24 protein-coding genes are annotated in these 21368 nt (G+C 71.1%); 15 read left to right on the top strand and 9 right to left on the bottom strand.

The window, feature by feature from the left end; translation table 11 throughout:
• Window positions 1-26: 26 nt before the first annotated feature.
• The 7 genes from DEJ04_RS10090 (at window position 27) to DEJ04_RS10060 (ending at window position 7297) form a co-directional block, all read left to right on the top strand.
• The gene (locus DEJ04_RS10090; RefSeq protein ID WP_111046988.1) at window positions 27-1364 is read left to right on the top strand and encodes an enolase C-terminal domain-like protein; all 1338 of its coding nucleotides are present in this window, start codon (window positions 27-29) and stop codon (window positions 1362-1364) included.
• Window positions 1365-1411: 47 nt separating this feature from the next.
• Complete coding sequence (locus DEJ04_RS10085; protein ID WP_244993259.1) at window positions 1412-2647, top strand: sugar ABC transporter substrate-binding protein; 1236 nt, start codon at window positions 1412-1414, stop codon at window positions 2645-2647.
• A 108-nt stretch (window positions 2648-2755) separates the two neighbouring features.
• Window positions 2756-3730 (top strand): carbohydrate ABC transporter permease, encoded by a 975-nt coding sequence (locus DEJ04_RS10080; RefSeq protein WP_111032368.1) that lies wholly within the window; start codon window positions 2756-2758, stop codon window positions 3728-3730.
• Window positions 3723-4613, top strand: coding sequence for a carbohydrate ABC transporter permease (locus DEJ04_RS10075; RefSeq protein ID WP_111046987.1), 891 nt, complete (start codon window positions 3723-3725; stop codon window positions 4611-4613). The genes DEJ04_RS10080 and DEJ04_RS10075 overlap by 8 nt, the downstream gene beginning before the upstream one ends.
• 49 nt (window positions 4614-4662) lie before the next feature.
• Window positions 4663-5988 carry an alpha-L-fucosidase gene (locus tag DEJ04_RS10070; RefSeq protein ID WP_111046986.1) on the top strand — a complete coding sequence of 442 codons (1326 nt, stop codon included), beginning with the start codon at window positions 4663-4665 and terminating at the stop codon, window positions 5986-5988.
• Complete coding sequence (locus DEJ04_RS10065) at window positions 5988-6332, top strand: L-rhamnose mutarotase (RefSeq protein WP_111046985.1); 345 nt, start codon at window positions 5988-5990, stop codon at window positions 6330-6332. Before DEJ04_RS10070 ends, DEJ04_RS10065 begins: the two co-directional genes overlap by 1 nt.
• Window positions 6329-7297, top strand: coding sequence for an aldo/keto reductase (locus DEJ04_RS10060; protein ID WP_111046984.1), 969 nt, complete (start codon window positions 6329-6331; stop codon window positions 7295-7297). The genes DEJ04_RS10065 and DEJ04_RS10060 overlap by 4 nt, the downstream gene beginning before the upstream one ends.
• 93 nt (window positions 7298-7390) lie before the next feature.
• Here DEJ04_RS10060 and DEJ04_RS10055 read toward each other — a convergent pair whose 3' ends face one another.
• The 6 genes from DEJ04_RS10055 to DEJ04_RS10030 all read right to left on the bottom strand — a co-directional run bounded on the left by DEJ04_RS10055 (window position 7391) and on the right by DEJ04_RS10030 (window position 11495).
• Window positions 7391-7666, bottom strand: coding sequence for a GlsB/YeaQ/YmgE family stress response membrane protein (locus DEJ04_RS10055; RefSeq protein WP_110865416.1), 276 nt, complete (start codon window positions 7664-7666; stop codon window positions 7391-7393).
• 96 nt (window positions 7667-7762) lie between these two features.
• Complete coding sequence (locus DEJ04_RS10050; protein WP_110862381.1) at window positions 7763-8440, bottom strand: FadR/GntR family transcriptional regulator; 678 nt, start codon at window positions 8438-8440, stop codon at window positions 7763-7765.
• A 100-nt stretch (window positions 8441-8540) separates the two neighbouring features.
• Window positions 8541-9314: an SDR family NAD(P)-dependent oxidoreductase gene (locus DEJ04_RS10045; RefSeq protein WP_258371349.1), complete on the bottom strand. Its 774-nt coding sequence runs from the start codon at window positions 9312-9314 to the stop codon at window positions 8541-8543.
• A complete protein-coding gene (locus tag DEJ04_RS10040) occupies window positions 9314-10162 on the bottom strand; it encodes a fumarylacetoacetate hydrolase family protein (RefSeq protein ID WP_111046983.1) in 849 nt (282 codons plus the stop codon). Before DEJ04_RS10040 ends, DEJ04_RS10045 begins: the two co-directional genes overlap by 1 nt.
• A 42-nt stretch (window positions 10163-10204) precedes the next feature.
• Entirely contained in the window at window positions 10205-11089 is an 885-nt protein-coding gene (locus tag DEJ04_RS10035) for an amidohydrolase (protein WP_111046982.1), read from the bottom strand.
• Between the two features lie 136 nt (window positions 11090-11225).
• Window positions 11226-11495 carry a glutaredoxin family protein gene (locus DEJ04_RS10030; protein WP_017888006.1) on the bottom strand — a complete coding sequence of 90 codons (270 nt, stop codon included), beginning with the start codon at window positions 11493-11495 and terminating at the stop codon, window positions 11226-11228.
• Between the two features lie 81 nt (window positions 11496-11576).
• Between DEJ04_RS10030 and DEJ04_RS10025 the strand changes: the two genes are divergently transcribed.
• The 6 genes from DEJ04_RS10025 (at window position 11577) to DEJ04_RS10000 (ending at window position 17741) form a co-directional block, all read left to right on the top strand.
• On the top strand, window positions 11577-13283 hold the full coding sequence (locus tag DEJ04_RS10025) for an adenosylhomocysteinase (RefSeq protein WP_111046981.1): 1707 nt from the start codon (window positions 11577-11579) through the stop codon (window positions 13281-13283).
• Window positions 13280-14665, top strand: coding sequence for an amidohydrolase family protein (locus tag DEJ04_RS10020; protein WP_241660405.1), 1386 nt, complete (start codon window positions 13280-13282; stop codon window positions 14663-14665). Before DEJ04_RS10025 ends, DEJ04_RS10020 begins: the two co-directional genes overlap by 4 nt.
• Complete coding sequence (locus tag DEJ04_RS10015; protein ID WP_258371348.1) at window positions 14662-15180, top strand: cupin domain-containing protein; 519 nt, start codon at window positions 14662-14664, stop codon at window positions 15178-15180. Before DEJ04_RS10020 ends, DEJ04_RS10015 begins: the two co-directional genes overlap by 4 nt.
• 83 nt (window positions 15181-15263) lie before the next feature.
• The gene (locus DEJ04_RS10010; protein WP_111046979.1) at window positions 15264-16085 is read left to right on the top strand and encodes an ABC transporter substrate-binding protein; all 822 of its coding nucleotides are present in this window, start codon (window positions 15264-15266) and stop codon (window positions 16083-16085) included.
• Between the two features lie 4 nt (window positions 16086-16089).
• Window positions 16090-16968: an amino acid ABC transporter permease gene (locus DEJ04_RS10005; RefSeq protein WP_110862374.1), complete on the top strand. Its 879-nt coding sequence runs from the start codon at window positions 16090-16092 to the stop codon at window positions 16966-16968.
• A complete protein-coding gene (locus DEJ04_RS10000) occupies window positions 16965-17741 on the top strand; it encodes an amino acid ABC transporter ATP-binding protein (RefSeq protein ID WP_111030700.1) in 777 nt (258 codons plus the stop codon). The genes DEJ04_RS10005 and DEJ04_RS10000 overlap by 4 nt, the downstream gene beginning before the upstream one ends.
• Here the strand turns inward: DEJ04_RS10000 and DEJ04_RS09995 are convergent.
• Window positions 17738-18703, bottom strand: coding sequence for an NAD(P)H-quinone oxidoreductase (locus tag DEJ04_RS09995; RefSeq protein WP_111047046.1), 966 nt, complete (start codon window positions 18701-18703; stop codon window positions 17738-17740). The genes DEJ04_RS10000 and DEJ04_RS09995 overlap by 4 nt on opposite strands.
• 148 nt (window positions 18704-18851) lie before the next feature.
• Here DEJ04_RS09995 and DEJ04_RS09990 point away from each other — a divergent pair, with 148 nt between their 5' ends.
• Window positions 18852-19259, top strand: a complete 408-nt coding sequence (locus DEJ04_RS09990) for a hypothetical protein (protein ID WP_071404030.1) — start codon at window positions 18852-18854, stop codon at window positions 19257-19259.
• Entirely contained in the window at window positions 19259-19747 is a 489-nt protein-coding gene (locus DEJ04_RS09985) for a hypothetical protein (RefSeq protein WP_111038989.1), read from the top strand. The genes DEJ04_RS09990 and DEJ04_RS09985 overlap by 1 nt, the downstream gene beginning before the upstream one ends.
• A 93-nt stretch (window positions 19748-19840) precedes the next feature.
• Here the strand turns inward: DEJ04_RS09985 and DEJ04_RS09980 are convergent, their stop codons facing one another.
• Together DEJ04_RS09980 and DEJ04_RS09975 are read right to left on the bottom strand one after the other, a co-directional pair.
• Complete coding sequence (locus DEJ04_RS09980) at window positions 19841-20719, bottom strand: aldo/keto reductase (protein ID WP_071244093.1); 879 nt, start codon at window positions 20717-20719, stop codon at window positions 19841-19843.
• Window positions 20720-20900: 181 nt separating this feature from the next.
• Window positions 20901-21368: a DUF6264 family protein gene (locus DEJ04_RS09975; RefSeq protein ID WP_111030703.1), complete on the bottom strand. Its 468-nt coding sequence runs from the start codon at window positions 21366-21368 to the stop codon at window positions 20901-20903.

Below are 21368 nucleotides of genomic sequence, written 5' to 3'. Positions count from 1 at the left end.
CGGAGACCGGACGGCAGGAGACACAGATGAGCCGCATCACCGGTCTGCACGTGCACGACATCCGGTTCCCGACCTCGCGAGAGCACGACGGGTCCGACGCCATGAATCCCGCACCCGACTACTCCGCTGCCTACGTCGAGCTCACCACCGACGCGCTCGACGGCCTGGTCGGCACCGGCTTCGTCTTCACCATCGGCCGCGGCAACGAGGTGCAGGAGTCGGCGATCGCAGCCCTCCGTGGGCACGTCGTCGGCGCCGATGCCGAGGCGGTCCTCGCCGACATGGGCGGCACCTGGCGCGCGATGGTGCACGACTCGCAGCTGCGGTGGCTCGGCCCGGAGAAGGGCGTCATGCACATGGCGATCGGCGCCGTGGTGAACGCCCTGTGGGACCTCCGGGCGAAGCGTGCGGGGCAGCCGCTGTGGGCCCTGCTCGCCGACCTGCGACCCGAGGAGCTCGTCGACCTGGTGGACTTCCGGTACCTGACCGACGCGATCACCCCGGCCGAGGCGCTCGAACTGTTCCGCGCCGCCGAACCGATGCGTGCCGAACGTCGAGCGCGCCTGGAGCGTGAGGGCTACCGTGCCTACACGACGACCCCGGGCTGGCTCGGCTACGACGACGAGAAGCTCGCGCGGCTGTGCCGGGAAGCCGTGGACGACGGGTTCACCCAGATCAAGCTGAAGGTCGGCGGCGACGTCGACGAGGACGTCCGACGGATGGGCATCGCCCGCGCCACCGTCGGCCCGGACGTCCGGATCGCGATCGACGCGAACCAGCGCTGGGACGTCGACGAGGCCGTGGCGTGGATCGACCGGCTCCGCCCCTTCGACGTCGCGTGGGTCGAGGAGCCGACGAGCCCGGACGACATCCTCGCCCACGCCGAGATCGCCCGGCGCATCGCCCCGATCCCGGTCGCGACGGGGGAGCACATGGCGAACCGGGTGATCGCGAAGCAGCTGATCCAGGCCGGGTCGATGTCGGTGCTGCAGATCGACGCCACCCGGGTCGCCGGGGTGAACGAGAACCTGGCGATCCTGCTCCTCGCCGCCAAGCACGGCGTCCGTGTGTGCCCGCACGCCGGCGGCGTCGGCCTGTGCGAGGCGGTGCAGCACCTGTCGATGTTCGACGCGGTCGCCCTGACCGGCGACCTCGACACCCGGTGCATCGAGTTCGTCGACCACCTGCACGAGCACTTCGTGACACCGGTCGACGTCCACGACGGCCGCTACTGGCCGCCGACCACGCCCGGCGCCGGCACCGAGATGCTCGCCGACACCCTGACCACCCACGCGTTCCCGGACGGCCCGGTCTGGGCCGAGTCCGACGCAGCGCACGTCCCGGACGCCGTCCGGGTCGCCTGACTCCCCCTCCCCGCACACCCCATCACCACGACGAAGTGGAGACACCGATGCAACGACGACGTACCGCCGGGCTGGCGGCAGCAGCAGCTGCCGTGCTCGTGCTCACCGGCTGTTCCGCTGGCAGCAACGCCAGCGACGGCCAGTCGAAGGACTCCCTCACCTGGGCCATGTGGATCGCCGGGAAGGAGGACAAGGCCGCGTGGCAGAAGGTCGCCGACACCGTCAAGACGGACGACGACGTGGACGTGTCGATCCAGGGCTCCCCGTTCAACGACTACTGGACGAAGCTCCGCACGCAGCTGTCGACCGGCACCGCCCCGTGCATCGTGAGCATCCAGTCGCTCCGCGCCGCGAACTACACGGACGTGCTCGTGCCGATCGACGACATGGCGAAGCAGGCCGACCTCGACCTGGGTGAGTACGACCAGACCGGGCTCGACGGCATGAAGGTCGACGGCAAGCTCTACGGGCTGCCGTACGACACCGGCCCCATGGTCATGTTCTACAACAAGGACATCTTCGAGAAGGCGGGCGTCGACGAGCCGAAGCCGGGCTGGACGGTCGACGAGTTCGAGGATGCTGCGAAGGAGCTCAAGGCCGCGGGCACGCCGATCTGGGGCACGAGCGTGGAGGACATCCCCCTCGAGTCGATGGTCCTCGGCTACAACGGCGGTCGGGTCATCGACGAGGACGGCACGCTCGACGCCTCGAACGCGGAGTTCGCCGAGGGGCTCGACTGGATCGGCGGTCTGGTGAAGGACGGCTACGCCACACAGGCGAGCACCGACGGTTCCACCGACGACAACGCGTTCGTGTCCGGTGACGTCGCGATGTACAGCGACGGCCCCTGGTCGATCATCAGCCAGAAGGCCAAGGTCAAGTTCGACCTCGGCATCACGACGATCCCCTCGGGAACGGACGGCCCCAGCTCGTTCGCCGCCGGGTCGGGCTTCGGCATCTCGAAGCAGTGCAAGTACCCCGAGCAGGCGTTCAAGGCCATCACCACGATGACGAACGAGGCCACGCTCACCTCGCTCGCCGAGCAGGGTCGCGCCTTCCCGGCACGCACCGCGGCGCAGCAGGCCTGGTACGACAACGCCGGCATCGACGGGGTCGAGGACGCCCTGAAGACCGGCCTCGAGAACGCCACCCCGTTGCCCGGCAACAAGCAGAGCGACCAGCTCAACCAGCTCTTCGCGCAGTACGCCCTGCAGGCGGTGAACGGACAGACCTCCGGCAAGGAGACGATGTCGTCCATCGCGAGCCAGCTCGGCTCGCAGTGACGGGCGTCACCCCCTGACGGCCGGAAGGCGCGGGTGGACCCCGCCCCGCGCCTCCCGGCCTGTCTCAGCCCCTGACCAGGACCGCGCGAACGACGAGGAGGTCGTCGCATGACCACCATCCAGGACCCACCCGCCGAGGCGGCGCTGCCCGCCCCCGCGGTCGCGGTCGCGACCGGCGCGGCCCCGCGCCGGAAGGACAGCGGCGCCGACGCCGAGCTCGGCCGCCGCTCCTGGTGGGGCGCCGCCTTCGCCGCTCCGCACTCGATCGGCCTCGTCGTGTTCACGGCGTTCCCGATCCTCGCGTCGCTCGTCGTGAGCTTCATGAACTGGCCGATGCTCGGCGAACGCTCGTGGGCCGGCCTGTCGAACTACGCGCAGCTGTTCTCCGACCCGATCTTCCGCACCGTGACGCTGAACACCGTGCTGTTCGTCGTGCTCTACGTGCCGCTCAACCTGGTCGTGTCCCTCGGACTCGCGGCCTGGCTCACGCCGAAGATCCGCCACCGGCACGTCTTCCGCGTGCTGTTCTTCATCCCGACCATCACGCCGATCGTCGCGAACGTCGTCGTCTGGCGGATGCTGTACCAGCCGGGCGGTGCCATCGACGCGACGCTGCAGTCGACCGTCGGCGTGAACGCCCCGAACTTCCTGGCCGACGACAACTGGGCCATGCTCGCCGTCGTCGCGATGAGCGTCTGGCAGGGGTTCGGCTACAACATGCTGATCTTCTCGGCGGCGCTCGACTCGGTGCCGGAGAACCAGATCGAGGCTGCGCAGCTCGACGGGGCGAACGCCTGGCAGATGTTCTGGCGGATCAAGTTCCCGCTCATCTCGCCGTCGATCTTCTTCGCGACGATGATGACCCTGATCACCTCGTTCCAGGTGTTCGTGCAGCCGTTCGTCCTGACGAAGGGCGGCCCCGGCACCGCCACCGAGACCCTGGTGCAGTACATCTACAACACGGGGTTCCAGACCCAGCAGCTCGGACTCGCATCGGCCGGAGCGTGGGTGCTGTTCGTCATCATCCTCGGCATCACGGCCATCCAGTTCCTCGGACAGAAGCGGTGGGTGCACTATGAGTGAGCTGACCTCGTCCAACCGGACGATCAACCCGCGGGCGCTGCCCCGCACGCACCGGCAGACCGGCCGGGTGCGCGACGCGGTGGGCTACGTGCTGCTCTGCCTGGTGGCCCTGCTGTTCGTCTCGCCGCTCATCTACATGGTGGCGACGAGCCTGAAGCCGTCGGCCGACGTGTTCACGACCCCGCCGACGCTCTGGGGCTCGTCCATCGAGTGGGGCAACTACGCACAGGCGTTCACGTACCTGCCGTTCGCCCGGTTCATCCTGAACGGCGTCTTCGTCGCCGCGGCCGGCACGGCGATCAACGTCGCCGTCGCGGTGCTGTCCGGCTACGCGTTCTCGCGACTGCGGTGGCGCGGCCGGAACACGGTGTTCGTCCTGTTCCTGGCGACGCTGATGATCCCGCAGGACGTCCTCGTCATCCCGATGTACGTGATGATGCAGGGCTTCGGGTGGGTCGACACGTTCCAGGCGCTCATCATCCCGTGGGCGTTCACGGCACTCGGCGCGTTCCTGGTGCGGCAGTTCTTCCTCACCGTGCCGCAGGAGCTCGACGACGCCGCCCGGGTGGACGGAGCCGGAGCGATCCGGACGTTCTTCTCGGTGATGCTCCCGCTGGCCCGACCGACGATGGCGGTCCTCGCCGTGTTCTCGTTCATCGCGTACTGGAACTCGTTCCTCTGGCCGCTCGTCATCGTCAACGACGTCGAGGCCCGTGGCACCATCCCGCTCGGCCTGCAGCAGTTCTTCGGGCAGCAGGGCTCCGAGTGGAACCTCGTGATGGCGGCGTCGGTGATCTCGATGCTGCCCACGGTGGTCCTGCTGATCCTGCTCCAGAAGCACCTCGTCAAGGGGATCGTCACCAGCGGTCTCGGCGGCCGGTGACACCGCCGCCGTCACCCTCTCGTCCTCCACTGAAAGGAACACTGGCCTCATGACCATCACCGCACCTGCCGAGCCGCAGACCGCGACCGACTCCGCGGGGTTCCCCGCGTGGTTCTCCCACGACCGGTTCGGCATGTTCATCCACTGGGGGCTGTACGCCCTGCCGGCACGGCACGAGTGGGTGAAGAACCGCGAACGGATCACCGACGAGGACTACCAGAAGTACTTCGACCACTTCGACCCGGACCTGTTCGACGCCGCGGACTGGGCACGTCGGGCACGGCAGGCGGGGATGAAGTACGTCGTCCTCACCACGAAGCACCACGAGGGCTTCTGCCTGTGGGACACCGCCCTGACCGACTACAAGTCCACGAACACCCCGTTCGGCCGTGACATCGTGCGCGAGTTCGTCGACGCCGTCCGTGCCGAGGGGCTGCGGGTCGGCTTCTACCACTCGCTCATCGACTGGCACCACCCGGACTTCACCGTCGACGGCGTGCACCCCCGGCGCGACGACTCGCCGGAGGAGATCGAGGCGTTCAACGAGGGCCGCGACATGTCGCGCTACCGCGAGTACCTCCACGGTCAGGTCGAGGAGCTGCTCACCGACTACGGGCAGATCGACTACCTGTTCTACGACTTCTCGTACCGGGACAACGACCACGAGGACATCTGGGGCGGCAAGGGCCGGGACGAGTGGGGGGCCGAGGAACTCATGGCGCTGACCAAGCGGCTGCAGCCCGGCATCATCGTGAACGACCGGCTCGACATCCCCGGTGACCTGGTCACCCCCGAGCAGTACCAGCCCGACAAGCCGATGGAGGTCGACGGCGTCCCGGTGCCGTGGGAGGCCTGCCAGACGCTGAACGGCTCGTGGGGCTACGACCGCGACAACCTGAACCTGAAGCCGGTCGACCTGCTCGTCCGCATGCTCGTCGACGGCGTCTCGAACAACGGGAACATGCTGCTCAACATCGGCCCGACCGGTCGCGGTGAGTTCGACGGGGTCTCGCGGCAGACACTCGACGGCATCGGGACGTGGATGCACCAGCACGCTCGCTCGGTGTACGGGGCGGGGCCGTCGCGGTTCGTCGCCCCGCGGAACACCGTCTACACGCAGAACGGCAACCGCCTGTACCTGCACCTGTTCGCCTGGCCCTTCGAGCACGTGCACCTGCCCGACCTCGCCGGCCGGGTGGCGTACGCGCAGCTGCTCAACGACGCCTCGGAGATCCACTTCCGCGAGATCCCGCCGGGCACCCGGGCGCAGAACACCGGGCTCGGCGGTCAGCCCGCCGGCACGCTCACCCTGACGCTGCCGATCGTGCGGCCCGACGTCGCCGTGCCCGTCGTCGAGCTGTTCCTGCGCGACTGATGCAGCGGATCCTGACGCGGACGCGACTGCGGGCCGGGAACGAGGCGGCGTACGACACCGTGCACACCTCGGTCCCGCCCGCGCTCGCGGCGCGACTGCGCGAGGCCGGCGTGCACGACTGGACGATCTGGCGGGACGGGCTCGACCTGGTCCACCTGATCGAGGTCGAGGACCACCGGGCGATGCGCCGGGCGCTCGCCGACGACCCGGTCAACGCCGAGTGGCAGGAGACGATCAACCCGCTGCTCGAGGCGGACGACGACTACTCGGGCGACGACGACGGGGTCCCACGGGTCTGGTCGCTGGCGGACCAGGTGCACCACGCGGACCAGGTGGACCCGTGACGGCCCTCGACCTCGACCTGGACCTCGACCGCGGTCCGTTCTGGTTCGGCGGGGCCGGCATCGGCAACCTGCTCCGTCCGGTGTCCGACGACGACGCCCGCGCCACGGTCGACGCCGCGTGGGACGCCGGCGTCCGCGGGTTCGACACCGCCCCGCACTACGGCCTGGGCCTGTCCGAACGGCGGCTCGGTGCGGCGCTCGCCGGACGCCCCCGGACGGAGTTCCTCGTGTCGACGAAGGTCGGGCGGGTGCTCGTGCCCGGGCGCGGTGACGGCGACGACCTGGCGTCCGGGGGCTTCGCGGTGCCGGACGACACCGTGCGGCAGTGGGACCCGTCGCCGTCGGGCGTGCGGCGCTCGCTCGACGAGTCGCTCGGCCGCCTCGGGCTTGACCACGTCGACGTCGCCTACCTGCACGACCCGGACGTGTACTCACTCACCGACGGTCTGACCCAGGCGCTGCCGACGCTCGCCGAGCTCCGCGACGAGGGCGTCGTGCGGGCGGTCGGCGTCGGGTCGAACTCCGTCGAGGCGCTGTCGGCGGCCGTCGACACCGGGCTCTGCGACGTCGTCATGCTCGCCGGGCGGTACACCCTGCTCGAGCAACCGGCGTCGGCGCTCGTCGACCGGTGCGCGTCGCTGGGCGTCGCGGTCGTGGCGGTCGGGGTCTACAACTCGGGGCTGCTCGGGCAGGAGCGCCCTTCGGCGGGTGCGACCTACGACTACGCCGAGGCCTCCGCGCAGCTGCTCGCGCGGGCGAATTCCATCGCCGACGTCTGCGAGCGCCACGGGGTCACGCTGCCCGAGGCCGCGCTGGCGTTCCCGCGTCGGGCCCCGGCGGTCGCGGCGATCGCGCTCGGGGTGCAGTCTGCCGACCAGGTGCGCTCGAACGTCGCCCGGGCCGCCGCCGTCGTGCCCGAGGCGCTCTGGGACGACCTGCGTGCAGCGGGCCTGCTCGCGATGTGACGCCACGTACGACGAAAGTCACCCCGAACCACGCGTCTGCGTGGTTCGGGGTGACTTCGGTGGTGCGCCGGTCGGACCGGCAACACGTGGTACCTAGCGGCGCGAACCGCGGCCGGCGACGCGCGTGTAGATGAACAGCACGATGATGGCGCCGATGATCGAGCCGATGATGCCGGCGGGCTGGAAGAAGCCGTCGTTCCCGTCGTGGTTGAAGATCAGGTAGCCGAGGAACCCGCCGACGAACGAGCCGACGATGCCCAGGACGATCGTCATGAGGATGCCGATGTTCTGCTTGCCGGGGATGATGAGCCGGGCGAGAGCGCCGGCGATGAGTCCGATGATGATCAAGCTGATGATGAGACCGAGCACGGTGTCCTCCTCGTGGGTGCGGTTGCCGCGGCATGGTTGCCGGAGTCAGGGCCGAGGACCGACACAACTCCGAGGTTCCTGGGAGGATTGTCGGGTTCAGTCGAGGGAGCGCCGCAACCAGCGCTCGACACCTTCGACGTGGGACACGACGAGGGCCTGCACGAGCTGCGGATCCCGGCGCCGGATGGCGTCGACGATGGCCGCGTGCTCGTCGAGGGTCCGCTGCACCGAGCCGTTCTGCGTCAGCCCGCGCCACACCCGCACCCGCACCGTCTTGCTCGACAGGGCGTCGAGCAGCCCGGACAGGTACTGGTTGCCGCCGATGCCCGCGATGGTCGAGTGGAACAGCAGGTCGTGGGCGACGAGGTCCTCGACGCCGGTGTCCTCGCCGACGGACTGCATCAGGGTCGCGAGTTCGTCGATCTGCTGCTCCGTGGCACGGGCCGTCGCCAGGACGGCGGACGCCGGCTCCAGGATGCGGCGCACCTCGAGCAGGTCGACGAGCGACCGGTCATGGTGCATGTCGACGACGAACGACACCGCCTCGAGCAGGACGCCCGGTTCGAGCGACGTCACGTAGGTGCCGTCGCCGCGTCGGACGTCGAGCACGCGGATCAGCTCGAGCGCCTTCACCGCTTCACGGAGGCTGTTGCGGGACAGCCCGAGCGACTCGCTCAGTTCCTTCTCGGGCGGGAGGCGCTGGCCGGGTTGGAGTTCGCCGCTCACGATCATCTGCTGGATGCGTGCGATCGCATCGTCGGTCAACGACGCCACGTCACCACCTCCTGTGGACCCGGCCGCGTGCGCGACGGGACGTCCCGACGATACCCGGGGCGGGCCTCCAGGCCGGTGCGGCTGAGCCGCTGGGCGACCATCAGGCCGGCCGCAGCCGGAGCGCCTGCATCCCGCCGTCGACCGCCAGCTCGACGCCCGTCGTCGACCGGGCGAGCGGGCTCGTCAGGTAGGCGACCGCCTCGGCGACCTCCGCCGCCTGCACCAGACGTCCGTGCGGCTGGCGTGCCTCGAGCGCGGCGCGTTCGGCGGCCGGGTCGTCCGCGGACGACAGGAGTCGCGCGATCCACGGGGTGTCGGCGGTGCCGGGGTTGACGGCGTTGACGCGGATGCCCTCGCGGACGTGGTCGGCGGCCATCGCGCGGGTGAGTGCGGAGATCGCCCCCTTCGTGGCGGAGTAGAGCGCCCGCCGGGGCAGCCCGGCGGTGGCCGCGACGGAGCACGTGTTGACGATGCTCGCGCTGTCCGACGCTCGGAGGTGGGGGAGTGCGGCGCGGGACAGGCGCACGGCGCCGAGGACGTTGACCTCGTACACGCGGCGCCACTCGTCGTCGGTGTTGTCCTCGACCGTCCCCTGGGCGCCGATGCCGGCGTTGTTCACGAGCACGTCGAGACCGCCGAGCTGGTCGACGGCCGACGCGACGGCGGCACGGACGGACTCGTCGGACGACACGTCGCAGGTGACGGAGACGAGTGCCTCGGCGGTGGACGGCTGCAGGTCGAGCACGGCGACCGCTGCGCCGCGCTCCTGCAGTGCGGCCGCGATGGCCGCGCCGATGCCGGAGGCGCCGCCGGTGACGATCGCGCGGAGACCCGCGTGGGTGCTGAGCATTCCGGTCGCGGTGGTGTCGGTCATCAGGCTGCTCCCACTGTTTGGCGCTGCGAGCCGAGCCCGTCGGCGGTGAGCTCGACCACGTCGCCGGGCTGCAGGTACGGCGCGTGTCCGGCCAGGGCGACCCCGGCCGGTGTGCCCGTGCTGATGACGTCGCCCGGGTACAGCACCATGAACTGCGACAGGTACCGGACGATCTCGACGGGTCGGAAGATCATGTCGGCGGTGGTGCCGTCCTGCCGCACCTCGCCGTTGACGGCGAGCCGGAGTGCGAGCGCCGCCGGGTCGACCTGGTCGGGGGTGACCAGCCACGGGCCGAGCGGGTTGAACGTCTCGCAGGACTTCCCCTTGTCCCACTGGCCGCCGCGCTCGAGCTGGAATGCGCGTTCGGAGACGTCGTTGGCGATGGCGTAGCCGGCGATGCAGGCGCTCGCGGCCTCGTCGGAGTCGCAGTAGCGGGCGGTCTGCCCGATGACGACGGCGAGTTCGATCTCCCAGTCGGTCTTCTCGCTGCCGCGGGGGATCAGGACCTCGTCGTCCGGGCCGATCACCGTCATCGGGTCCTTCATGAACACGATCGGCTCGGTCGGGATCTCGGCGCCGGTCTCGGCGGCGTGGTCGCGGTAGTTCAGGCCGATGCAGACGACCTTGCCGGGACGGGCCACCGGTGCACCGCGGCGGAGGCCCTCGGCGCCGGGCAGCGCTCGGAGGTCCCCGGCGCTCCGCGCGTGCCGGACGCGGGCGACCGGGTCGGACGCCAGGAAGGCCCCGCCGATGTCGGTCGTGATCGGGCGGAGGTCGAGGACCTCGCCGTCGGTGTCGACCGCGACGGGGATCTCCGCGCCCGCGCGGCCGAGTCGTGCGAACTGCATCGTTCCTCGCTCTCCGGCTGCACCGGCGCAACCAGAGACATCCTATGTCTGCTCCGGCGTGCCGACAAGGTCGCCGGTGCTGAGGGTCCTCCCATGCAGGTACGTGCGCTCCGCCGTCCCGCTCAGCACCGACTGCCGTTCGTCCGCGGTCAGGTCGGCCAGCGCGTCGGTGGTCCGCCGCACCACGTCGTCGTAGGTCGTGGCGAGCGTCGAGACGGGCCAGTCCGACCCGAACAGCGACCGATCGGGGCCGAACCGCTCGACCACGGCACGCACGTACCGGTCGACGGGCTGCCGTCGCCACTCCGGTCCGGCCTCGGTGAACAGTCCGGACACCTTGCAGGCCACGTTCGGACGCGTAGCGAAGTCGTCGATCCGGGCCGCCCACCCGGGGTCCCCGCCCGCGATGTCGGGTTTGCCGGCGTGGTCGAGGACGAACGATCCCTCGGGCACGGCGTCGAGCAGCGCGAGGGCGGCGCGGTGCTCACGCGCTCGGACGAGCACGTCGAACACCAGGCCGGCGGCGGCCACCGCACGGACCCCGCGAACGACCTCGGGCCGGGCGAGCCAGTCCGGGTCCGGTTCGTCGTGCGCCTGGTGGCGGATGCCGACCAGGCGGGTGCTGGCCGGCCGGTCCCCGCCGGACCCCGCGATCAGTGCGGCGATCCGGTCGACGACGTCCGGGGCGGTCAGGTCCACCCAGCCGACGACCCCGGCGACCGGCTCGGGCTGCTCGAGGAGCCAGGCGGTCTCGCCGGGGTCGTGCACGGCCTGCACGACGATCGTCCGGGTGACGTCGGTGCTCCGGGCGGCGGCGCGGAGGTCGTCCACGTCGAACCGGCGGCGGATCGGAGCGACCGAGTCGTCCATCCAGGGGTACGGCCGGTCGGCGGGATCCCACAGGTGGTGGTGAGCGTCGATGATCACGCGCTCATGATGCCTGATTCATCCGATGTCCGCTCGGGGTGCCGGTGCGGCGACCGCTCGCGCTCAGCGACACCTCACGCGCCACAGTGCCCGTGAGGTGTCGTTGGGCGCGTGAAGTCGCAGCGGCCAGTGGCGATCAGACGACGCCGGAGGCCTCCAGCTCGGCCCGCAGCTCGGCGTCGGACGGCTCGACGAAGTGCTTGCCGTTGGGCAGCACCACGACGGGGATGTTCTTCCGGCCGCTGATCGCCTCGGCACGGTCGGCCGCGGACAGGTCCTGCTCCACGTCGACGTACTCGTAGTCCACGCCGAGGGTGTCGAGCAGCGCCTTGGACCGACGGCAGTCGCGGCACCAGTCGGCACCGAACATGGTCACGCGGTCGGGGGCAGTCGTCGCATCGCTCATGTGCAGAGAGTACGTCGGAGCGCCCCCGGGCATTCCCGGAGCGCCGCCGGACCCGCGCCCCGCTCGCCCTACGATTGGCACATGCCGCCAGCACCCGATCCCGCGACGCTGGCCTGGGCCTCGGCGGCCGTCCGGCGCTTCGCCGCCGCGACCAACCTGCTCGTCGCCGCCCGCCGGTTCCGCATCGTCGGCGGTGACCCCCGTGACGCCGCGGCACTGCGGCACCTGCTGACCGCACTCGGGGCGCGCGAGGCCGATCAGTCGGACCAGCAGCACCCGTCCGACCTCGTCGACCAGCTCTGGTGCCTCGGCACGCCCGAGGAGTCGACCCCCGCGGTCGAGCAGGCCGCCGACCGCCCGCGGGGCACCACGCTGGTCGTCATCGACGCCGGCCGGTACCTGCCCGCCGTCGACGAGGACGCCTTCGGTCCCGTCACATCGGCCCGCCCCGGCGTGCTCGCCGTCCCGATGCTCTCCGACGACGTCTTCCTGGTGTCCACCGGCCGCGACCTCGAAGACGACCCCGCAGCGGACGCCCGCTTGCGCTGGGCACGACGTTCCATGCCGGTCGCCCGCTCGGTCGCCGCGGAGCTCCGCGACGGCGGACTCCTGCGCGGCACCCGCATCGGCGTCGCGATGTTCCTCGAGCCCAAGACGGCGGTGCTGAGCCTGCTCCTCCGTGACGCCGGCGCCGAGGTCGTCGTCTACGCCCACGCCGACGAGACCGACGACGCCGTCGCCGAGGCACTGCGGTCCGCCGGCCTGGCGGTCTTCGCGAGCAGCACGGCGACGCTCCCCGAGCAGAAGCAGCTGGCCCTCGCGATGCTCGACACCGCGCCGCACATCCTGCTCGACGACGGCTCGCACGTCATCCGGCTCGCCCACCAGGAACGCCCCGACCTGCTGCCGACGATGCTCGGAGCCGCCGAGGAGACCACGAGCGGCCTGCGACCCCTGCGTGTACTTGCGGCGCGTGGCGAGCTCGGCATCCCGGTGATCGCGGTGAACGACGCCCGCACCAAGACGTTCTTCGACAACCGGTACGGCACCGGGCAGTCGACGGTGTTCGCGGTGCTCGACCTGGTCGACGGGCTCGCGTCCGGCACACACCGGGTGATCCCGGGAGGCGCGGCGGTCGTCGCCGGGTTCGGGCACGTCGGCGAAGGGGTCGCCCTGGTGCTCACAGCCCTCGGGTTCCGGGTGACGGTCGCCGAGACCGACCCGGTCCGCGCCCTGCAGGCGCGGTTCGCCGGGTACGCCGTGGCCCCGCTCGTCGAGGCGGTGTGTGACGCCGACCTCGTGATGAGCGCCACCGGGGTGTCGCACACCATCGACCTCGAGGTGCTCCGTGCCTGCGCGGACGGTGCGGTCCTCGCCGTCGCCGGAGGGGTCGACCAGGAGATCGCCGTCGACGGCGCGCTCGCCGCCGGGGCCCGGCGCCAGGACGTGGGCCCGAAGGCCGAGCGGTTCGTGTTCCCCGGGTCCGACGGTGGGCCGATCGTGCTCGACGACGGTGGCTGCATCAACATCACCGCGGCCGAGGGCAACCCGGTCGAGATCATGGACCTGTCGTTCGCCGTGCAGCTCGGCGCCGTCCGGATGCTCCTGGAACGCGGCGACGAACTGGAGCGTGCCGTCGTGCCGATCGACCCCGCGGTCGACGACGTGACCGCCCGCACGGCGCTCGCCGCCTTCGGAACGTACGTCGGGCCTCCCAGCCTTCCCCCTGAACACCCGGCGGACCGCGAGCCGGACGTCCGGACGCACCGTTTCGGAGACCCGGCGTGAGCGCCCGACAGCACCCGGTCACGGTGCACTCGGCGCGCGTCGTCGTCCCGATGACGGCGCCACCGATCGCGGACGGCGCGGTCGCCGTGCAGGACGGCCGGATCCTGCACGTCGGCGACCGGTCGTGGGTCATCGACCAGCTCACCGGGTCCGACGCGACCTTCACCGAGCGGCAGTGGCGTGGCGCGCTCCTGCCCGGACTCGTGAACGCGCACTCGCACCTCCAGTACACCGGCATGGCCAGTGTCGGCCAACGGCAGTACAGCGGATTCGAGGACTGGGCCGCAGCGTTCAACGTCGACTACGCCGAACCGCACGACTGGCGGGCCGAAGCCGCGGACGGTGCACGGGCGTCGATCCTGGCCGGCGTCACGAGCATCGCGGACATCGTCACCGACATCGAGGCCTCGACCGCCCTGCAGGACGCCGGCCTCGGCGGCATCGCGTACTGGGAGGTGATGGACTGGGAGAACGACGCCTGGCAGTCGCACGGTCGCGACCAGGTGCTCGACGAACTCGACCGGATCCCCACGACGCCCGGAGCCGGCCTGTCCCCGCACGCGCCGTACTCGCTCGAGGTCGCCCCGCTGCTCGAGCTCCCCGACATCGTGCGGCAGCGCGGTCTGCGACTGCACCTGCACCTCGGTGAAGCGGCATTCGAGGGGGAGCGCACCGCCCTCGGTCCGGTCCCCGGGCTCGACGGGGTCGACGGCGTCGGCCACGGGAACGACTGGCACCTGGCGAACGTGCCGTCGTTCCGGGCGCTTCGTGCCCTGGGCTTCGGTGCCAGCGCGACCGCGTTCGTCGACCGCCTCGGCGTGCTCGGGCCGGACTGCCACATCGCCCACGGGGTGTACATGACCGCCGCCGACCGGGCGCTCCTGCGTGCCCGTGGCACCGCGGTGGCGCTGTGCCCCCGCTCCAACGCCGTCATCGGCCTCGACCCGCCGCCCGTCGCCGACTACCTGCGCGAGGGCAGCCCGATCGCGATCGGCACCGACTCCCTGTCGTCGTCGCCGTCCCTCGACCTGATGGCCGACGTCACCGCGCTGCACCGGATCGCCCGCGCCCAGGGCTACGGGCACCGTGACCTGCACGAGCGGCTGCTCGCGGCGGCGACCCTCGGTGGTGCGCACGCGATGGGCCTCGCCGTCGGGTCGGACCGCATCGGGCACCTCGCCGTCGGGGCGCGCGCCGACCTGGCGGTCTTCGACGTCGACGCCAGGACCGTGCCGGACGCGCTCGCCGAGCTCGTCGAGGACGGCGCCGGGCGGGCGGCCGCCACCGTGATCCGTGGCGTCGTCCGCGCCGCGGCGGGCGTCGTCACCGAACCGGCTTCCCCGCACATGGACATCCCCGCACCGCACCAGGAGGAACGATGACCGAGTCCGCACCCCACCCCGGAATGGCCGCGCGCCGAACCGTCACCGGTGAGCTGATCGAGTGGCTCGACGTGCCGAAGCGCGCGATCGCCCTCGGCATGGAACCGCACCCCGAGGGCGGCTGGTACGTCCGCACCTGGACCTCGCCGGCGACGGTCACCACGCCCGCGGGGGAGCGTCCCGCCGCCACCCTGATCCACTTCCTGCTGCCCCCGGGCGAGGCCTCCGCCTGGCACCGGGTCACGAGCGACGAGATCTGGATGTGGCACGGGCCGGACACCGTCGACCTGCAGCTCGGCGGCGACGGCGACGCCCCCGAGCCCGGTGCGACGATCACCCTCGGCCCGGACGCCGGGCGCGACCGGGTGAACGACGCGCAGGCGTTCGTGCGCGGCGGGGTGTGGCAGCGGACGATCCCGGGCGACGGCGAGGTGCTGCTGAGCTGCCTGGTGTCGCCGGGCTTCTCGTTCGACGACTTCACGATGGCCGACGACGGGGACCCTGCCGCCGAGTAGCACCGCGACACGGTTTCGCGTTGGTATCCCACTGCGAAGTACACTTCGACCTGCCCCCACCCCCCTCGCACGAAGGCCCGACCGTGACCCGTCCCCTCCGCTTCACCCTCGCCGTCGCCACCGCCGCGGTCGCCGCCCTCGCCCTGTCGGCCTGCTCCGCCGGGGGCAGCAGCAACGCCGACGGCACCGTGACCGACGGCAAGCTCACGATCGCCACCGGTGACCCGGCGTACTCGCCCTGGGTCGAGGACAACAAGCCGCAGTCCGGTAAGGGCTTCGAGTCAGCCGTGGCCTACGCGGTCGCGAAGGAGATGGGCTACAGCAAGTCCGACGTCGTGTGGAAGCGCAGCACCTTCGACAGTGCCATCGCGCCGGGCCCGAAGGACTGGGACCTCAACGTCCAGCAGTTCTCGATCGACGCGAAGCGCAAGAAGGCCGTCGACATGTCGAGCGCCTACTACACGACGACCCAGGCGGTCGTGACGACCTCCGGGTCGAAGGCCGCCGGCGACACCACGATCGCTGCCCTCAAGCAGGACGCGATCGGCGTCGCGACCGGTTCGACGAGCATCGCGAGCGTCAAGGACGTCCTCGGTGTCACGCCGCAGGTGTTCAACTCCAACGACGACGCCGTGCTCGCGCTCAAGTCCGGGCAGATCGACGCGATCGTCACCGACCTGCCGACGGCGTTCTACATGGCCTCGGCCCAGGTCGACGACGGCACCGTGTCCGCGCAGTTCCCCGACGACGGCAAGGGCGACCAGTTCGGCTTCGTCCTGCCGAAGGGCTCGGAGCTGACGAGCAAGGTCGACAAGGCCCTGAAGGCCCTCGACGACGACGGCACCCTGCGGGACCTGCAGACCAAGTGGCTGTCGTCGGAGACCGGCACGCCGGTCCTGAAGTAACCGGATGACCCTGCCAGCAGGGGCCGGCACCCCGGTCGCCGCACCCGCGCCGAGCCAGGTCGAGCTCGAGCGTCGGCTCTACCGCCGCCAGCGTGGCCGTCGCTCGGTCGTGGTGTCGGTCGTCTCCACCCTGGTCGTGCTCGCCGTCGTGTACTTCGGCGTCGTGAACACCCCCGGCTGGGCAGCGGTGCAGCAGTCGTTCTTCGACCCGGAGACCGCGGTCGACACGTTCCCGGACATCCTGCTGGGCCTTTGGCTGAACGTCCGGATCCTGTTCTTCAGCGCCATCGGCGTCGCCGTGTTCGGCACGCTGCTCGCGGTCGTCCGCGGCCTGCGCAACCCGGTGTTCTTCCCGCTGCGGATGCTCGCGACCGGCTACACGGACCTGTTCCGTGGCCTGCCGCTCATCATCGTGCTCTACCTGGTCGGCTACGGCATCCCCGGGCTCGGGGTGTTCCCGCGGCTCCCCGCCGAGGTCTGGGGCACGATCGCGATCACCCTGACCTACTCGTCCTACATCGCCGAGGTGCTCCGCGCCGGCATGGAGGCCGTGCACCCCTCCCAGCGCCTGGCCGCCCGGTCGCTCGGACTCTCGCACGCCAAGACGCTGCGGCTCGTGGTGCTGCCGCAGGCGATCCGCAAGGTCACCCCGGCGCTCATGAACGACTTCGTGTCGATGCAGAAGGACGTCGGTCTGGTGTCGATCCTCGGGGCCGTCGACGCGGTCCGCTCCGCCCAGATCGCGCAGGCCGAGACCTACAACTTCACGCCGTACTTCGTCGCCGGGCTGCTGTTCGTGGTGATCAGCCTGCCGCTGATCCGCGTCACGGACGCGATCGCGCGTCGCCAGCAGCGGCGCGAACAGATCGGAGGGACCGTATGAGCGAGGCCGGCCAGGAGGCCCGTGGTGCGTCCGGTACGGACGCCGCGGTCCTCGAACTGCGCGGGTTGCGCAAGGCCTTCGGCGAGCACGAGGTCCTGCGCGGGATCGACCTGACGGTCCACCGGCACCAGGTCATCTGCGTCATCGGGGCCTCCGGCTCCGGCAAGTCGACGCTGCTCAAGACGGTCAATCTGCTCGAGGGCATCGACGACGGCGAGATCCTGCTGCAGGGCACGGACATCGCCGACCCTCGCGTCGCCGTCGACGCCGTTCGGGCGCGCATCGGTGTGGTGTTCCAGCAGTTCAACCTGTTCCCGCACATGAGCGTGCTCGACAACGTCACGCTCGCCTCCCGCCAGGTGCACGGCATCGGACGGGCCCAGGCCGAGGACACCGCGCGCCGGCTGCTCGACCGGATCGGTCTCGCTTCCTTCGCCGATGCCTACCCCGACCGCCTGTCCGGCGGGCAGCAGCAGCGCGTCGCGATCGTCCGGGCGATCGCGTCGGACCCGGAACTCCTGCTGCTCGACGAGGTCACGAGCGCCCTCGACCCGCAGCTCGTGGGCGAGGTGCTCGACCTGGTCACCGAGCTGAAGCGGCAGGGTTCGACGATCCTGATGACGACGCACGAGATGCACTTCGCGCGGAACGTCGCCGACCGGATCGTGTTCCTGCACCGCGGCGAGGTCGTCGAGCAGGGATCCCCCGCCGACGTCCTCGACCACCCGCAGCACCCGGCGCTCGTCGAGTTCCTCGCCCGCGTGCACGCCTAGGGCGTCAGCAGCACCTTGCCGATCACCTCGCCGTCGCGCACGCGGCGGTGGGCCTCCTCGACCTCGGCCAGGGGCAGCACCGAGTCGATGACCGGGCGCACCCGGCCGTCGGCGACCAGCGGCCAGACGTTGTAGCGGACCGCCTCGACGATCGCGGCCTTCTCGGCGAGTGTCCGTGCGCGCAGGGTCGTGCCGCTGATCGTCGCGCGCTTCCGCATCAGCACCCCGAAGTCGAGCTCGGCGGTGCGGCCGCTGCCCGAGGCGATGACCGCGATGTGCCCGTTCGGTGCGAGGGCCTGCAGGTTCCGCTCCAGGTAGGACGGTCCGACGACGTCGAGCACCACGTCGACGCCGACACCGTCGGTGAACGCCATGACGCGTTCCACGAAGTCCTCGGTGCGGTGGTCGATCACCAGGTCGGCACCGAGGTCACGGGACGCGGCGACCTTGCGGTCGCCGCCGCTCGTCGCGATCACCGTCGCACCGAGGGCCTTCGCCCACAGCACCGCGTGTGACCCCATGCCGCCCGTACCGCCGTGCACCAGGAGCGTCTGCCCCGGCCGGAGCCCGGCGAGCATGCCGATGTTGGAATAGACGGTGCAGGCGGCCTCGGGCAGCCCGGCCGCCTCGACCAGGTCGACGCTCTCGGGGACCGGCAGCACCTGGGTGACCGGCGCGACCACGAGTGCCGCGTACCCGCCGCCGGAGAGCAGCGCGCACACGCGGTCGCCCACCGCCACGGTCGTGACGCCCGCACCGACGGCCCGCACCGTGCCGGAGACCTCGAGCCCGAGGACCTCCGAGGCCCCGGGCGGCGGCGGGTAGTTCCCCGCGCGCTGCTGCAGGTCGGCGTTGTTGACACCGGCCGCGGCGACCTCGATCAGGACCTCGTCCGTACCGGGTTCCGGGTCGGGCAGGTCGGTGACGGACATGGAAGCGTCGTCGAACGTGATGGCTCGCATGCCCTCGACGGTACGCGCCACCCGCCTCCAGCCGGGTGCCGGTCGCCCACAACCCGGCCGGTCTCCCTGTGGATGTTCCCTGTACGCTCGATGACGGATCTGCACCTCATCCGGGGGAGTGCGGACAGATCGAGGGGGACTCTCCACCATGCCCAAGAAGCTCATCGCGCTGGCCACCGCCGGCCTCGCACTCACGCTGCTCGCCGGTTGCTCGACCGGGCCATCCAAGGCCGAGCAGTGCACGCAGTTCGAGAAGACCGTCAAGTCCGCCGCCCAGGGCGTCCAGTCCGAGGCCGCGAACCTGCAGTCCGACCCGGACGCCGCCGTCACGAAGCTCAAGGAGCTCGACGAGAAGATCTCCGACGGCGTCGATGACCTGTCGGACGACGACCTGAAGGCCAAGGGCGACGCCTTCGAAGAGGCGTACGGCGACCTGGTCGACGACATCGAGGACATCGCCGACGACCCGCAGTCGGCCGACGTCTCGGCCCTGACGAAGTCCAGCACCAAGGTGCAGGACGCCGGCAACGCGTTCCAGAAGGAGTGCAACTCCTGATGCGCCGTACCCTCACCGCGCTCGCCACCGCCGGCCTCGCACTCACGCTGCTCGCCGGCTGCTCGGGCGGCGACGGCGGTTCGTCCGACGGCGGCTCCTCCAGCGGCGACTCGGGTTCGTCCAGCGCCCCGTCGGCCTCGAAGACCGCCGCAGCAGCACCCGCCCAGACCAAGCAGGAAGCCTGCTCGCTGCTCGAGAACGAACTCGCGTCGTTCCTCAAGGAGCAGGGTTCGAGCTCCGCCCCGGCCGAGCCGAAGGCCCGTGCGGCGCTCGTCGACGAGTTCGTCCAGCGCATCGACTCGGCGCTGACGAAGGTCTCGAACGACCAGGTGCACGACACGTTCGAGGACTTCTCCGGCGCGGCCAAGGGCTACAGCTCGGCCATCCGCTCCGGCGCGGCCGAGGACTCCACCGAGGTCACGAAGGCCCAGTCCGAGGTGCAGACCACGCTCGACCAGGTCTCGGCGGTCTGCCCCGCCAAGAGCTGAGCGGGCACACGCCCGGCCACGCACGACGACGCCCCGCCGCTCCTGGACCAGGAGCGGCGGGGCGTCGTGCTTCCCCCGTCGGGGGAACGGGCGTCAGACGGCCGCGGGCTGCGAGGCGTCGAGGCGTGCGACGTCCTCCGGCCGCAGCCGCACGGTCGGCGCCGTGATCGAGTTCAGGATCGACTGCGGCCGCGACGCACCGGGGATCGGTACGACGACGTCGCTCTTCTGCAGCTCCCACGCCAGGGCGATGACCTGCGGGGTGACCCCACGGTCGCGGGCGATGTACGCGAAGTCCTCGAACGCCGTGCCGAGGTCCGCCGCGCTCCCGATGCCACCGAGGGGGCTCCACGGCAGGAACGCGATGCCGAGCTCGTCGCACAGCTCGAGTTCCGGCTCACTCGACCGGAACTTCGGCGAGTACTGGTTCTGCACCGACGCCAGGCGTCCGCCGAGGACCTCGTTCGCGGTGCGGATCTGGTCCGGGTCGGCGTTCGAGATGCCCGCCATCCGGATGACGCCCTCGTCGAGCAGCTCGGCGAGCGCCCCGATCGAGTCGGCGTACGGCACCGCCGGGTCGGGGCGGTGGAACTGGTACAGGCCGATCTGCTCGACGCCGAGCCGCTTCGCCGAGGCCTTCGCCGCCTCCTTCAGGTACTCCGGGTGCCCGTTCTGCGCCCAGTTGCCGGCCTCGGGGCGCAGGTGTCCGCCCTTCGTCGCGATGAGGACGTCCGAGGTGTCGTCGTGGAACTCCCGGACGGCCCGCGCGATGAGCTCCTCGTTGTGCCCCACCTCGTCGTGGCCGCCCAGGTGGTAGGCGTCGGCGGTGTCGATGAGCGTGACACCGTTCTCGAGCGCTGCGTGGATCGTGGCGATGGACTGACGCTCGTCCGGTCGGCCCTCGATCGACATGGGCATCCCGCCCAGACCGATGGCACTGACGGACACGTCTCCGATGACTCGTTGCTTCATCGGCCCAGCATGCGCCGGGGGTGCGCTCGCACGCCCAGGTGGTCACGCCGTGGCCGTGACCGACAGGCGGACTGGAGGCGCGTGGCGGCCCCGCCTTCGCGCCTCCAGGCCGGAACGCACACGCGTTCTCGGACAGGACACGCGTCGATCGACGCGTGTCCTGTCGGAAGCGTGGTGTCGGTCAGGCGCTGGCGGACACCGACGACGAGGCGGAACCGCTGTCGACGGCGTTCGCGAAGACGACCCCGCCCCACACGATGACGACGATCGCGAGCACGAAGCCGATCGCCGCGATCCACCACGACGGCTTCCGTCGGATCCACGCGCCGATCGACAGCACGATCGTGGCGACCCCGATGACGAAGGCGCCACCGACCGCGATGGCCGCGCCACCGAAGTACCCGCCGGGCGTGCAGCCCGACGAGGCGTCGCACTCCGCCGTGGCCGAGGCGATCGCGACGATGCCGACGACCGCCGTGATCGCGGTCATGACGGCACCGAACACCAGGAGCAGCACCGTCGAGATCCGGTCGGCGAGCTTCGCCGGCGGGAACAGCGTGGTGCCACCGCGCTCCCACGCCGCGCGCTGCGCGTCCGTGGGACCGGAGGAGGACTGCGGCGGAGGGCCGGGGACGTTGGACCAGGTCAT

The sequence above is a fragment of the Curtobacterium sp. MCLR17_044 genome, from assembly GCF_003234435.1.
Classification (GTDB): Bacteria; Actinomycetota; Actinomycetes; order Actinomycetales; family Microbacteriaceae; genus Curtobacterium; species Curtobacterium flaccumfaciens.
Note: the sequence above shows the minus strand (reverse complement) of the source record. Positions and strands in the feature narration are given on the sequence as shown.